The 13653-nt window shown below is 70.1% G+C and carries 14 protein-coding genes; 9 read left to right on the plus strand and 5 right to left on the minus strand.

The features are described 5' to 3' along the window. The 3 genes from H1Q64_RS09970 to H1Q64_RS09980 form a co-directional block, all read right to left on the minus strand. Complete coding sequence (locus tag H1Q64_RS09970; protein WP_237903361.1) at positions 1-327, minus strand: hypothetical protein; 327 nt, start codon at positions 325-327, stop codon at positions 1-3. Between the two features lie 170 nt (positions 328-497). Beyond that, on the minus strand, positions 498-827 hold the full coding sequence (locus tag H1Q64_RS09975) for a hypothetical protein (RefSeq protein ID WP_237903362.1): 330 nt from the start codon (positions 825-827) through the stop codon (positions 498-500). Positions 828-983: 156 nt separating this feature from the next. Continuing rightward, positions 984-1949 (minus strand): alpha/beta fold hydrolase, encoded by a 966-nt coding sequence (locus tag H1Q64_RS09980; protein WP_237903363.1) that lies wholly within the window; start codon positions 1947-1949, stop codon positions 984-986. 283 nt (positions 1950-2232) lie between these two features. Here H1Q64_RS09980 and H1Q64_RS09985 point away from each other — a divergent pair, with 283 nt between their 5' ends. Together H1Q64_RS09985 and H1Q64_RS09990 are read left to right on the plus strand one after the other, a co-directional pair. Next, the gene (locus tag H1Q64_RS09985; RefSeq protein WP_149163410.1) at positions 2233-2778 is read left to right on the plus strand and encodes a MarR family winged helix-turn-helix transcriptional regulator; all 546 of its coding nucleotides are present in this window, start codon (positions 2233-2235) and stop codon (positions 2776-2778) included. 31 nt (positions 2779-2809) lie between these two features. Beyond that, a complete protein-coding gene (locus H1Q64_RS09990) occupies positions 2810-3979 on the plus strand; it encodes a DUF2336 domain-containing protein (protein ID WP_237903364.1) in 1170 nt (389 codons plus the stop codon). Between the two features lies 1 nt (position 3980). Here the strand turns inward: H1Q64_RS09990 and H1Q64_RS09995 are convergent, their stop codons facing one another. Further along, the gene (locus H1Q64_RS09995) at positions 3981-5447 is read right to left on the minus strand and encodes a mechanosensitive ion channel family protein (protein ID WP_237903365.1); all 1467 of its coding nucleotides are present in this window, start codon (positions 5445-5447) and stop codon (positions 3981-3983) included. A gap of 245 nt (positions 5448-5692) precedes the next feature. Between H1Q64_RS09995 and H1Q64_RS10000 the strand changes: the two genes are divergently transcribed. The 5 genes from H1Q64_RS10000 (at position 5693) to H1Q64_RS10020 (ending at position 9743) form a co-directional block, all read left to right on the plus strand. Further along, a complete protein-coding gene (locus H1Q64_RS10000) occupies positions 5693-6142 on the plus strand; it encodes a DUF4399 domain-containing protein (RefSeq protein WP_237903366.1) in 450 nt (149 codons plus the stop codon). Positions 6143-6200: 58 nt separating this feature from the next. After that, positions 6201-6779, plus strand: coding sequence for a DUF4399 domain-containing protein (locus H1Q64_RS10005; RefSeq protein WP_237903367.1), 579 nt, complete (start codon positions 6201-6203; stop codon positions 6777-6779). Positions 6780-6854: 75 nt separating this feature from the next. Continuing rightward, positions 6855-8420 carry a DUF4384 domain-containing protein gene (locus tag H1Q64_RS10010; protein WP_237903368.1) on the plus strand — a complete coding sequence of 522 codons (1566 nt, stop codon included), beginning with the start codon at positions 6855-6857 and terminating at the stop codon, positions 8418-8420. 102 nt (positions 8421-8522) lie between these two features. After that, positions 8523-9392, plus strand: a complete 870-nt coding sequence (locus H1Q64_RS10015; protein ID WP_237903369.1) for an OmpA family protein — start codon at positions 8523-8525, stop codon at positions 9390-9392. A gap of 24 nt (positions 9393-9416) precedes the next feature. Beyond that, positions 9417-9743 (plus strand): hypothetical protein, encoded by a 327-nt coding sequence (locus tag H1Q64_RS10020; protein WP_237903370.1) that lies wholly within the window; start codon positions 9417-9419, stop codon positions 9741-9743. A gap of 155 nt (positions 9744-9898) precedes the next feature. Here the strand turns inward: H1Q64_RS10020 and H1Q64_RS10025 are convergent, their stop codons facing one another. Beyond that, positions 9899-10123: a DUF1150 family protein gene (locus H1Q64_RS10025; RefSeq protein WP_237903371.1), complete on the minus strand. Its 225-nt coding sequence runs from the start codon at positions 10121-10123 to the stop codon at positions 9899-9901. 356 nt (positions 10124-10479) lie between these two features. Here H1Q64_RS10025 and H1Q64_RS10030 point away from each other — a divergent pair, with 356 nt between their 5' ends. Continuing rightward, complete coding sequence (locus H1Q64_RS10030; RefSeq protein WP_237903372.1) at positions 10480-11652, plus strand: DUF4384 domain-containing protein; 1173 nt, start codon at positions 10480-10482, stop codon at positions 11650-11652. A gap of 86 nt (positions 11653-11738) precedes the next feature. After that, positions 11739-13538 (plus strand): adenylate/guanylate cyclase domain-containing protein, encoded by a 1800-nt coding sequence (locus H1Q64_RS10035; RefSeq protein WP_237904935.1) that lies wholly within the window; start codon positions 11739-11741, stop codon positions 13536-13538. The last annotated feature ends 115 nt before the right edge of the window (positions 13539-13653 follow it).

The following is a 13653-nucleotide window of genomic DNA, read 5'->3' on the forward strand; positions in this document are numbered from 1 at the left end:
TCAGTGGAGAAGCCTTGCGGTGCCGGTGATGCGGGGGGCAGAGTCCGCGTCGCGCAGCCGCTCGTTCAGCGCCGCGACCTCCTCCGCCAGCTTGCGGTTCGCCTCGGTCAGGGCTTGGACGCGCTCCTCGGCGGCCTGCTGTTGGGCGTTCAGGGCGGCGACGTTCTCGGCCAGCCGGCGGATCTGCTGGGACTGCCGGGCGCCGCCCTCGTTGACGCTGCGGCGGATCGAGCCGACGGCGGCGAGCACGATGACGCTGACCGTCGCGCCCGTCAGAAGGGCGGCGATGGCCAGAGCCCAGATCCAATTCCCCGTTGGCAGTTCCATGGCCGAAGCCGCCCCTGCGTTGCGTCCGGACCACCGGCGGCGACCCTCCGGTGAACCAATGGTTTCAGCATCCGATGAATTGCCGGGCGGGTCAAGCCGGGCACCGGAACGGCAAAAGGCCCAGCCGTTGCCGGCCGGGCCTTTCGTGAAACCGGGATAGCGCTCTGCGGTCAGGCGACGGTGTCGTCGACCGGGCGGGCGGCCTTGGCGCGCATGTCCTTCAGGTGGTCGCCGAAGGCGCGCAGGACCGGCATGATCCGCTGCATCTGGTCCGACGTGACGTGGGCGTCGGTCTTCAGGACGATGGTCGGCGCCTCCGACATCAGGCGCTTGGAGCGCATCGGGCCGACCTTGTCGTCCATGAACATGGACAGCCCCATCAGAATGCCGAGCGTCACGTCATCGGGCGCCTTGGGCAGAGCCAGCACGTCGTGCAGCTCGTTGAGGAGGGTGTAGGCGACGATGGACGTGCGTTCGATGGTGTCAACGTCGGCGGCCATGGACATCGGCGTAATCCTTGAGGCGCTGAAAGTGTGCGATATGGCCAAAGGTTAGCGCTCGGATCGTAACCAAACTGTTAACCATCCCTCACCCGAGTCGCCACGAGTCGCTTTTTTCGAGTCGCAATCCCCGGTCGCCGAATCAGGAGAGTCGACTCATGCCTCCGCGTGAGCCGACGTGCTGGTCATGGCCCGCTCCACCCGCTCGATGGCGGCCATCACCGCGTCCGGGCGGGCGTGCTGCGGCATGTGCCCGGTTTCCGCCAGCAGATGCAGCGTCGATCCGGCCACCGCGTTGTGCAGCTGCACCGCGTGGGCGTGGGGATCGACGATGCGGTCCTCGCGTCCCGCGACGACCGCCGTCGGGCAGCGGATCTCGGAATAGCGCGGCGCCATCGCCGCCACGCCGGGGATCAGCGCGGCCAGCTGGGCGGCCGCCGCCTCCAGCTGCGTCGGGCGCAGCAGAAGGTCGGGAGGCAGTTCGTTGTAGCTGGGCGGCACGGGGTTGGGTTCGAAGATGCGGCGCATCAGCGCCGGCAGGATCAGCCGGTCCAGCGGCGGCAGGACGGTGTGGCTGAGCAGCGGTCCGGCCGCCGGAATGGCCGGTCCCAGGAGGGGAAGAAAGTCGGGGCGCGGGGTCGGGTGGGTGAAGGCCGACAGGATGACCAGACCGCCGACCTCCTCCGGGAAATCCAGCGCCCAGGCCAACGCCACCGCCCCGGCCAGCGAATGGCCGACGACGATGGGACGCTCCAGCCCCAGCTTGCGGGTGGCGGCGCGCAGCAGCGCAGCCTGGGCGGCGGGGCCGGCGTCGCGCCGCGGCGTCGCCTCGCTGTAGCCGTGGCCGGGCCGGTCGAAGCAGACGCAGCGCCTATGCCGGGCTGCCTCGTCCAGAAGGCTCAGCGCCCAGTCGTCGGCGGTGGTGCCGTTGCCGTGCAGGAACACCACGGGGGGCGCCGTACCACCCTTCGGCCCGTGGTCGAGATAGTGCAGGCGGGTGCCGCCGACGCTCATGAAATGACCGGTCGGCGGGTGCTCCTGTTCCGCCCGGTTGGTGCGGCGGCGGGTGTCCAGCCACAGGCCGGCCAGCAAACCGGTCGCGAGAGCCAAGCCGCTGCGCATCAGCGGACCCTCCGAGTGCACGCTTGCGGCGTGGCGGGATGACGTGTGGACTGCGGCATGGTCGGGCTCCTCCGGGTTGCAGGGGCGGATCGCAGGGACAGGGGGGCAACAGGAGGTGAATGGGGCGGTTCCGGCGTGCAGAGCCGCCATGTCTCAACATTGTTTCCACAAATTAAACTAAAATCTTATCATTCTTGCGACAGAAGGACGGGGAAACCGTCCACCGTTCGGAATTGGATCGACGCCATACCATGAAGGTTTTTTCCAAAGCGGGAGTATCGCGATGAGCGCCGCCGCCAAGCAGCAGCCGACCCCAGCCGTGCCGGAGAGAGCCACGCCGGACAGCGCCGCCCCGGCGGGCGCGTCCCTGCCCGCCGTCTACACCGACCTGGGCCGCATCATCGAGAGCATGACCCGGCGTTTCCTGGACGTGCTGCGGATGGAACTGGCGCGGATCGGGATCGACGACCTCAGCCCCGGTCAGGCCCTGATGCTGATCAACATCGGCGGCGAGGAGCTGTCGGTGCGCGACCTGCTGGAGCGCGGCTACTATCTCGGCTCTAACGCCTCCTACAACCTGAAGCATCTGGTGGAGGCGGGTTATGTCGACCGCTCCGCTTCGCAGCGCGACCGGCGCACGGCGCGGCTTCGCCTGTCGGAGCGCGGCCTGAAGCTGTGCGAGGCGTTGCGCGGCTTGGAGGCCGTGCGGGGCGAGGCGCTGATCCGCAGCGACGAGGAAGCCGCCGATCTGGAGACGACATACCGCACGTTGCGCCGATTGGAACGGGCGTGGAGCGATCTGATCCGCTACGATACGCCGGAGTATTGATCCCGAGCGTCCGTTCCGGAAGACCCAGCGCATGTCACAGCGGTCCCTGAGCCAGAAGGATGTCGAGCGCCTGCTGGCCGCGCCCGACGCCCAGGCGCGCATCGACACCATGACCCATCTGGTGCGCGACCTGGAGGCGGGGGACCTCGCCGAGGCGGAGCGGGCGCTCGCCATGGACATCCTGCAGCGCTTCGCCGCCGACGCGGTGACGGCCGTGCGCGAGGCGGTGGCATGGCAGATCCACAACTCCTCCCTGCTGACGGAGGGGCTGGCGGAGAAGCTGGCCCGCGACGTCGACCGGGTGGCCTTTCCCATCCTGCGCCACGCGGAAAAGCTCAGCGAAGGCTTGCTCCTGGATATCCTGCGCGAACGGCGCCCGGCGAAGGAGCTGGCCATCGCCGGGCGCCGCTCCGTCTCGCCCGCGGTGTCCGAAGCGCTGGTGCGCAACGGCAACGTGATCGTCATCACCGAGCTTTTGCGCAACCGTGGGGCGGTCATCCCGGAACCGTCCCTGCACGGCGTGCTGGACCGCTGGGGCGGCGTCGCCACGGTGAACGAAGCCATGGCGGCGCGCCCCGACCTGTCGGCGGCGGTGGTGGAAAAACTGATTCTCTTCGTGTCGGAGGAGATCCGCAACCGGCTGATCCGCAGCCACCGGCTCAACCCCCGCCTGATCGGCGTCCTGGTGGAGCGGGCGCGGGAGGCGGCGACCCTGCTCCTGCTGAAGCCGCTGACCCCGCGCGAGGCGGACGTCGAGCTTCTCGCCCGGCATCTTCTGATCCGCGGGCGGCTGTCGGCGCCGCTGCTCTTCCGCGCGCTGTGCGCCGGAGAGATCGCGCTGTTCGACGCCGGGATCGCGGTGCGCGCCAACCTGCCGCCGGAGAACGCCCGTCAGCTCGCCTGGGACGGCGGGCCACACGCGCTGAAGGGGCTGTTCGCCAAGGCGGGCCTGTCCTTCACCCTGCTGAAGCCCTTCCGCGTTGCCATCGCGGTGGCGAAGGCGTTGGACTACCGCGGCGGCGACGAGGGGCGCGAGCGCTTCCAGACGGAGGCCATCGCCACCCTGTTCGACGCCTGCGGCAACAGCCAGGACCGGGAGATCGACGACCTGCTGCTGCAGCTGTTCGACCAGACCTCGGCGGAGGTGATCGAAAAGGCGCTGGAGCAGGCGGGGATGCCCTTCTCTCCGCTGAACAGCTGAGTCACAGGCTGAAGAAGGTCTTCAGCCGAGCCAGCAGGTCATGCTCGGTGGTCGTCTGGGTCACGGCGGTGGGGGCGCTGGCGCGGCGGTGCGCGTCGTTGCGGCGTTGGCGAAGGCCCATCAGGTCGGCCAGCCGGGCGGCCAGCTCCGGACGGCGGCGCAGGACGGGGTCGAGCACCTCCTTGTCCAGCTCGTAGACCACGGCGTCGGTGTTGGCGATCACCGACGCGCTGCGCGGCTGGCCGGTCAGCAGCGACATTTCCCCGAACACGTCCCCCGGCCCCATGTGGTCGAGCAGGAGCGTCCGCCCCCCGAAGGCCCCGCGCACGTCCAGCGCGCCCTCGGCCACCAGGAAGAGGGAGGTCCCGGTCTCCTCCTGGCGGACCACCGCCTCCCCGGCGGCGACGTGGCGCAGATGCATGCCGGACGCCAGTTCGTCGATCTCGTCAGGGCGGAAGGCGGCGAACAGGTCCACATGGGACAGCAGGTCCCGCCCCAGCCCCAGTGCCGAACAAGGCGGAGGGCGGTTGCTGCGGCGGCGCATCTCCTGCTTGGGGCTGGCCGGCTCCAGACCGGCGCGGGCCAGATGATCCAGGATGGTGGTTGCCACGGCGTCGCGGGTGGCGGCCAGCCGGGAATAATCCGCCACCCAGAAGCGCGCCTGATAGGTGACGCCGTTCAGCGTGATCGAGTCCACCACCACGTCGGGCCGCGGCTCGGTGGGGACGGCGTCGCAGCAGACGATGGCCGACAGGATGATCCGCTTGGCGCGGGCCACCGGCACCTCGGCGTCGAGGGTCACCGGAACCCCGGCGCGGAAGCCGGTGCCGGGCTGGCTGTAGTTGGTGATGCGGTTGCCCGCGGCCAGCCCGTTCGGCACCACCAGCGCCGTGCCGTCCAGCGTGACCAGCCGGGTGGCCCGCCAATTGATCTCGTCCACCCGCCCGGTGACGCCGGGGGTCAGCTCCACCCAGTCGCCGATGCGGTAGGGATGCTCGACGTTCAGCGCGATGCCGGAGAAGATGTCGGCGATCATGTTGCGCAGCGCGAAGCCTAGCACCGCGATCACCACGCCGGAGGTGGCGACCAGCCCGGTCACCGGCTGCCCCAGCACGAAGGCCAGGATGCCGAGCACCGCCAGCCCGTAGAGCAGAGCGCGCAGCAGGTCGGTCAGCAGGCGCGGCATCGGTGTGGCGCGGGGGTGGCTCGCCACCACGAGGTCGATGACCCGCGACCCCAGCCACGCCGCCGCCAGCCACGCCACCACGGCGAGCAGAGAGGTCAGCGCGTCCGCTACCATAACGCCGGCGATTGGGGTGATGTGGCCTGACAGCCAGGGGCGCTGCCCGGCCAAAGCGGCCGCCCCGAGTGTCAGCAGCGCCGGGGCCAGCAGGTGGCGGAAACCGAGGCGCGACGGCGCGCCGGTGGGGCCGATGGGAAGCGGGGCGAGGCGGGATGAATCGGGCATGCGGGATCGGCAACCTCCTGCCCCGTGACCTTCGCACCGCGAGCGCAACCGTCAAGCCCAAAATAGGAATAGGCGAAGGGGCCCCGACCTTCGCGCAAAGTGGGGTGGTTGGTGAACACCTTCGCTCCTTAATATTCGGAGGGTGGGGAGAGAAAGGATGAGGTCCGAAAAACCGCGAACATTGTCCGCCCACCAAGCATAAGATTGAAACTCCCAAAGAGAAGAGCCAGAAGAGCGAGGTGTCCATGCCTCATGCCGCCATGATCGTGGCGGCCGCGCTGCTCCTGTTGCCGGGCGCGGCGTCGGCCCAAAGCGCAAACGCCCAAAGCACGAATGGACGGGAGAAGGCGCCGGAGGGTGCCCGCGCCTACATCATGTGGCCGTCCAACGGCACCACCATCTCCGGCGGAAAGCTGTGGGTCCGCATGGGCTTGCAGAACATGGGCATCGCCCCGGCTGGCATCCGCAAGGAGGACACCGGGCACCACCATCTGCTGGTGGACAGCGACCTCGCCACCTACGACGAACCCATCCCGAACACCAAGCAGTCGCTGCATTTCGGCGGCGGCCAGACGGAGGTGCGGCTGGAGCTGCCGCCGGGCCGGCACACGCTCCAGATGATCCTGGGCGACGCGGACCATGTGCCGCACGACCCGCCGATCATGTCGCAGAAGATCACAATCATCGTTCCCTGATGGGCATCGTCCCTTAACGGGCGTCGTCCCTCAACGGGAGCGCGACAGGGAGGAAGTCATGATGCGCAGCGCCGCCGTCCCGGTCCTTCTGGCCGTTCTGCTCGCCGCCGGGCCGCTGGCCGCGCAGTCGTCGCCGGAGGCCGACCCGCTCGACAAGCCGCTGTCCGACACCACCAACACGCCGCAGCCCGCCAGCCCGGGGCACGAGCATGAAAGCACGCCCTCGACTCCCGATGCGGCGAAGTCCGGACGAACGGCGGCGCCGAAGGACGCCTATATCTACGTCGGTTGGCCCAACGACGGCGAGGTGGTGAGGGGCCGCTTCAAGGTGTGGTTCGGCCTGCGCAACTTCGGCGTCGCTCCGGCGGGCGTGCGAAAGGACAACACCGGCCACCATCACCTGCTGGTCGACGCCGAGCTACCGCCGATGGACGAGCCGATCCCCAACAACCGCAACTACATCCATTTCGGCAAGGGCCAGACGGAAACCTACCTGGAGCTGCCGCCGGGGCGGCACACGCTCCAGCTTCTGATGGGTGACGCGGAGCACATCCCGCACGACCCGCCGATCCTGTCCAAGAAGATCACCATCACCGTGCGTCCGGGCGGCGACAGCACGCGCGTGTCGGTCCGCTGATCTGGCCCGCTGATCCAGTCCGCTGAACGTCCAGGGAGTGAGGCCATGGGATTTGAGGCCTTGGGGTTTGGTACCATGGGATTCCTCCGGCGCACCGGTGCCGCGAGAGCGGCGGCCGTCGCATCGCTCCTGCTGATGGGGGCCTGCGTCACTTCGGGCGAACAGGCGACCGTGGTCCAGAAGCCGAAAACCCCGCCCGTGCGCACCGTATCCAACTTCAGCGAGGCGCTGCGCTGCATGGACACGCTGATGTGGAACCATGGCAAGCGCGACATCTTCATCACCTCCAACGGCATCCCCGACGCCACGGGCCGGGTGGCCGGCGGCACCAAGGAGATGCTGATCACCGCCGTGTCGCGCATGTCGGAGCGGTCGAACGCCTTCCGCTTCGTCGATTTCGAACCGACGCTGGACGACGTGAACGCGCTCTACTGGATGATCGGGGTGCAGCCCAACTTCCGCGCGCCGTCCTACTACGTGCGCGGCGCCATCACCCAGCTCGACGACAACGTGGTGAGCGAGGCGGCCAGCGCCGGCATCTCCCTGCCGACCTTCGACCTGGGCATTTCCGCCGATCAGGTGATGTCGGTGATCTCGGTGGATTTGAACATCGGGGAGCTGGCGACCCGCCAGATCATTCCCGGCCTGTCGGCCAGCAATTCGCTCGCCATCATCTCGTCGGGCAAAGGGGCGGACGCCGGGGCGGTGATCGGCAAGGCCGGCCTGTCCTTCAACGTCTCGCTCAACAAGTCCGAAGGGCTGCATCAGGCGGTCCGCACCCTGATCGAACTCAGCACGATCGAGGTGCTGGGCAAGATGACCCGCACCCCCTACTGGCAGTGCCTGGGCATCGACCAGACCAACCCGGCCTTCGCGGGGCAGGCGCGCGACTGGTTCGACGGGATGGCGCCGTCGCAGCGCGTCGCCTATGTCCAGCGCGTCCTGCTGGCCGAGGGCTATTACGACGGTCCGGACAGCGGCCAGCTCGACGAACGCACCCGCGACGCGATTTCCCGGTATCAGGCGGACAACGACCTGATCGCCACGGGGCGCATCGACTTCGACCTCTACCAGCGCATGCTCGCCCAGCCCAGCGGGCAGAAGGGGCCGGGGGCGCCGCGCCTGCAATCGGTGTCGAACGCGGGCGGGGAGGGGCTGCCGCGCGCCACCCCGGCGCCGGCCGGGGCGCCGCCCGATCTGGTCCTCAGCTCCGACCGCGGGCCGCAGCCGCGCTACCGTGCCGGGGAGGCTCTGGTGGTCAAGGTGCAGCCGACGGCCAACGGCTTCGTCTATTGCTACTACCAGGACGCCGCCGGGTCGGTGGCCCGCATCTTCCCCAACCGCTTCCAGCCCGACAGCTTCGTCCAGGCCAACCAGCAGGTCGAGGTGCCGCCGGGGGCGCAGAAGCCCTTCAACCTGCGCATGGACCGTCCCGGCGCCTCCGAGACCATCGCCTGCGTCGTCTCGCCCGACGAACTCGGGACCCGCATCGCTGACCGCTACAAGACCGAAGACCTTCAGCCCATCCCCGGCGCGACGCTGGCGGACGTGGTGGGCGCCTACGGCAGCATCCAGGGGACCAACGTGCGCAGCCGGCAGATGGCCGTGCAGGTTCTGCCCGCCGTGTCCGCACAACGATAGGGATTGTGGGCCGGCTCACAGCGCGGGGGCAGGGACGGGAGTAGAGAAGGGGGCAGCCGAACATCACGCCAGATCATGGCGCCGAATCATGGGAGACCAGCGATGCCGCGACCGACCTCCAAGACCATCGCCCGACGGCTGAACGGCGTGGCGCTTCCCGCTCTGGCCCTGCCCATGATTGCCCTGGCCTGCATGGCCGTCCCGGCGCGGGCGCAGACCGTCGAGGGCTCCGGCGGCAACCGGGTCATGATGTTCGAGCGCCCGCCGACCGTGGACGAGCTGCGCGAGGCGGTGAAGCCCGGCCCGGCGCCGACGGACGGCAGCGAGCAGCCGAAGATCCGCACCCGCAGCATCGAGATCATCGGCGGGGGCATGAACAGCGCCAACCGCCCGCGCCCGACCGACAGCGTGAACTACGGCGCGCCCGCTCAACAGCAGGCGGCCCCGCAGCCGAGCTACAGCCAACCGACCGCCCCGGTGGCGCAGCCGGAGCCGGTGCCACAGCCGAAGCCCAAGCGCGCGCCCGTTCAGGAAGCCGCAGCCCCGCCCGTCGCCCCGCCGCCGGCCGCCCCGCGCCGCTCCAACGGCGTGCAGCCGGCCACCCTCTCCGCGCCGGAAACCCCGGCGGAGAGCCGGCCGACCAACGGTTTCGGCTTCCGCATCAACTTCGCCTTCAACTCCGCCGACGTTCCGAAGGAGTTCTATTCCTACGTCGACGCGGTTGGTGGGCTGATGTCGCAGGACCCGCAGCTCCGCCTCGTCATCGAGGGGCACACCGACGCCGTGGGAAGCGAGCAGTACAACCTCGCCCTCTCCGAGCGCCGGGCCGTGTCGGTGGGCGAGTATCTGGTGCGCGTCCACCACATCGAGCCGCAGCGCATCGCCATCGCCGGCCTGGGCAAGAGCCAGCCGCTGACCCCCGACCCGACCGACAGCCGCAACCGGCGCGTCGAGTTCCGGCCCATCCAGTGATCGAGCGGGAAGGGAGGGCGCGCCATGGTCCGGAAACTCCTTCTCCTGGTGGCGATCGCGGCGCTCCCCCTCGTCGGGGGGGGCGCCGACGCGACGGTGGTCCGTAAGAAGAGCAGCGACGCGGGTGTGCAGCCCGGCGGCCTCGACGTCGGGGTGCCCAAGGGCCGCGTGCGCATCCAGTGCTGGCAGGACGGCGAGAAGATCATCGACGAGAGCGATCTGAACGTCCTGTCGCTCAGCGTCGCCAGCCAACTGAACGCGTTGCGCTTCCGCCGGGCGGGCGAGCCGGAGAACAGCCTCGCCATCGTGACGCGGAACCGGACGTCGTGCCTGTTGAGCCCGAAGGAATGAGTTGAGTGCCTTGCCCCCTCCCTGACCCTCCCCCGCCTTTGGCGAGGGAGGGAATTGGTGTTGCTGACACGAAAAATCCCTCCCCTGCGAAGCGGGGGAGGGAGGGGACCCACGACCTGGGGAGGGTGGGGGCAATGCCCCCATCACCTCCGCTCTCAATGCACGCTGACCAGCTCCATTCCATGCTCCTGAAGCGTCGCCCCCGCCGACGCGCGGTCGGTGTCCAGCCACAGGCAGCTGCCGTCCGCGGCATACACGGCGTAGGCGGGCAGGCCATCGATCTCCACCGACCGCAGATAGGCGACCTCCAGGATTCCATGACGGGCGAAGCGGTCATCGAAACCATCGGCGGCGTCGGCTTTGGTGCGGCGGGCGGTCATGGTCGGTCTCCTCGGGCGCTGGGGCGGACCAACGGGGCGCCGGTCCTGCCCGGCACTCTAGGGGGCTGGACCGGGCCGCGCTGTGGCGCCCGCCACACTCAGTACGTCGGAGGGTGCCCAACTCCTGCGCAACTTTGTGCTGCGCCTCACAGCGGCCGCCGTCTTCCGCCGTCTAGCCTCGACAGGCCGGCGCTTTGGCCGGTGCGCATCATTTCGGAGGTCCGACCATGCCCGTCCGTTCACGGCGTCCGCCCTTCTTTGGGCCGGGTCCGCAGCCCCGGCCTTCCCCCTTCGCCGCCTGGACAGGCGTCCGGGAAACCCCAATGATTCCGCGATCCCCGCCGGTGGAGGCCAGCATGGCGCACAGGACCCTGAGCGGACTCGTGGTGGCGGCCCTGACGCTGGCCGCCGTAGGAGCGGTCGGCTTCACCGCCGGCCGCGCGGCGGCGGAGCAGGCGGTGGTTGTCGCCTCCACCGCCCCCGGCTACGCCCAGGGGCAACTGGTCCCCGACGGCGCGGCGGTCACCGTGCCGGACGGCGCCAACGCCATGTTCCTGTTCGCCAACGGGCGTATGTTGCGGATCAAGGGGCCGTTCGACGGGTCGCTCGACCGCATGCCCGACGCCTCGGGTTGGGGCGGAGTCGGCAGCCTCGTCGGCGGGGAGCGCTTCTTCCAGACCGACCTGGGGGCCGCCCGCGCGGTCGGAACCCCGATGCAGAAGGGGGAGGAGCAGGTCTTCACCCTCGACCCCGGCCGGGCCGGAACCCAATGCGTGAAGTCCGGCGGCACCGTGCTGCTGCGCAAGCCCGCCGATCCGACGCTGATCCCGGCCACCCTGCGTGACGAAAATCGCGGCGCCACCGCCACGCTGCGCTGGGACAAGGGGGCGACGGTGCCCTGGCCGCGCGAGCTTCCGATGACCGACGGCACCGCCGTCTCCGTCGCCGGGCCGGACGGGCGGGTGCGCCACAGCCTGACCCTGCGCGTGGTCAGTGCGGAGGGCCAGGGCGCGGAGCTGGCCGTCCGGCTGGCCGGTGCCGGCTGCGCCACCCAGGCGGCGTTTCTGCTGGACCCGGTGCGGGACAGCATGGCGCCGCTGAACCTCTATCTCGCCACCGACCGCGGCCTCTACCCGACCTACCGGTCCGGGGAGACGGTGACGCTGGTGCTCCAGACGAACCGGGACGCGCACCTTTACTGCTACCTGCGCAACACGCGCGGCCAGCTGACACCGATCTACCCGCCGGGCCCGTCGGCCAGCTCGCTGGTGGAGGGGCACCGCACCCTGACGCTGGCCGGCGACCGCATGCCGGTGCCGCTGCGCGCGGCGGAGCGGTCGGGGAGCCTGTCCGCCGACCAGGAGGTGCGCTGCTTCGCCGCCGGGCGCGATCTCGGCGCTGACCTGCCAGGGCGTCAGGACGCCTTCCGGCCTCTGTCCGACGAGGCGGCGGCCCGGCTGGAGCGGACACTCGCCTCGCTGAAGCAGACCGAACTGGTGATGGCGCAGGTGATCCTGCGCGTGGAGTGAGGGCGCCGCCGTTGGGGACATCGGGGGGCAGGCCAAGTTGGGCGAAAGCCTCGTGGCTCGCCAAAGGACTGGTCGGCTTGGCCGCGGTGGTCGGCGTGTCGGCGGCGGCGCTGGGGCTGACCCGTTTGGTGCCGCCCCTGCGCTCCGCCGATGAGAGCTTCCGCGACCTCGCCATTGCCTACTTCACGCCGCCCGCCCCGCAGCATCCCGGCATCGTGCTGGTGACGCTGGGAGAGGATCTGTTTGCCACGCTGGCCTGCCGGTCGCCGGTGGACCGCGGCTTCCTCGCCGATCTGGTGGGGACGCTGGAGGCGGCGGGGGTGCGGGCGATCGGGCTGGACATCCTGTTCGACCAGCCGACCCTGCCGGCACTCGACGAGCGGTTGCGCCAGCGAATCCAGCGCGCAAAGGTGCCGGTGGTCGCCATCACGGCGCTCGGCGACACGGCGCTGACGGAGGAGCAGCGCCGTTATCTCGGGCGGTTCCTCGACGGCATTCCGCACGGCCACGCCAACCTCGCCAAGGACCGGCTGGACGGTACGGTGCGCTGGCATGTGCCGCGCGGTCCGGACGGACTGCCCAGCTTCCCGGCGCGGATGGCCCAGCTTGCCGGAGGGGCTGCCGGAGAGGCGACGATCCCGGCGGAGCCCTTCCGCATCGACTGGCACGCCCGCCCGTCGCCGGACGCGCCGCCCTTCCCGACCTATCCGGCGGACATGGTGGGGATGCTGCCGCGCGGCTGGCTGGCCGGGCGGATCGCCGTGGTCGGCACCGTCCTGGTCGGGGTCGACCAGCACCGCACGCCGCTGTCGGTCGCCGGCCTGTCCACGCCGGGGGTGGAGATCCAGGCCCACGCGCTGGCCCAGATCCTCGACGGCCGGACCAGCCGCGACCTGCCCACCGCCTGGGTGGTCGCGCTGGTGCTGGCGCTGAGCGCCGCGGGGGTGGCGCTGGCAATGGCCGGCTGGCCGGTGTGGGTTCTGGTGCCGGCGAGCCTGCTCGGGCTGCTGGCGCTGTGGGCGGCGGCGCTGGCGCTGTTCGCCCAGGGCGGGCCGCTGGTGGCGATGATGGCACCCTCGGCGGCGTGGCTGGGCGGCATCGCCGCGATGACCGCGCATCTGTCGCTGAAGGAGCGCACCGACCGCCGCAGCCTGATGCAGCTGTTCGCCAACCACGTCTCCCAGCCCGTCGCCGACGAGATCTGGCGGGAGCGCGCGACCTTCCTGGCCGGCGGGCGCCCCCGCCCGCAGGAGCTGACCGCCACCGTCTTCTTCTCCGACATCGAGGGCTTCACCACCGTCTGCGAGGCGTTGGAGCCCGAGCCGCTGATCCTGTGGCTGGAAGGCTATCTCGACGCCATGGTGCGGGTGGTGGCGGCCCATGACGGGATCGTTCTGCGCTTCATCGGCGACGCCATCCTGGCGGTCTTCGGCGCCCCCGTCGCCCGCACGACCCAGGCGGAGATCGATGCCGACGCCGTGCGCGCCGTGCGCTGCGCCATCCAGATGGGGCGGGAGCTTCGGGAGCTGAACAAGCGCTGGCAGGCGGAGGGGTTGCCGGCCATCGGCATCCGCGTCGGCATCCACACCGGTCCGCTGGTGGCGGGCAGCCTGGGCGGGCTGCGGCACATGGAATATTCGCTGCTCGGCGACACCGCCAATACGGCGGCCCGGCTCGAGGCGCTGGGCAAGACGGTGGCCATGCGCTCCTCCCCCCATTGCCGGATTGTCATCGGGGAACCGACCTGGACGGCGGTGCAGGGCATGGTAGCCGGGCTGCCGGTGGGGGAGATGGCGCTGAAGGGCAAGCGCAAGGCGGTCCGCGCTTGGCTGGTCCTCGACCGGGAGGGGGAGGAGGTGCGGCCCGCGGCGGAGGCTGGGGAGTAATCACCCATTCTCCGTATTCGGGATTAGGCTGAATGAACGCTTGGTGCGCAGGAATCGAAATATTAAGATCGGCTAATTGGCAATTTTATGCCGACGGGTGCCGGGTATGGGGTGT

The sequence above is a fragment of the Azospirillum brasilense genome, from assembly GCF_022023855.1.
GTDB lineage: Bacteria > Pseudomonadota > Alphaproteobacteria > Azospirillales > Azospirillaceae > Azospirillum > Azospirillum brasilense_F.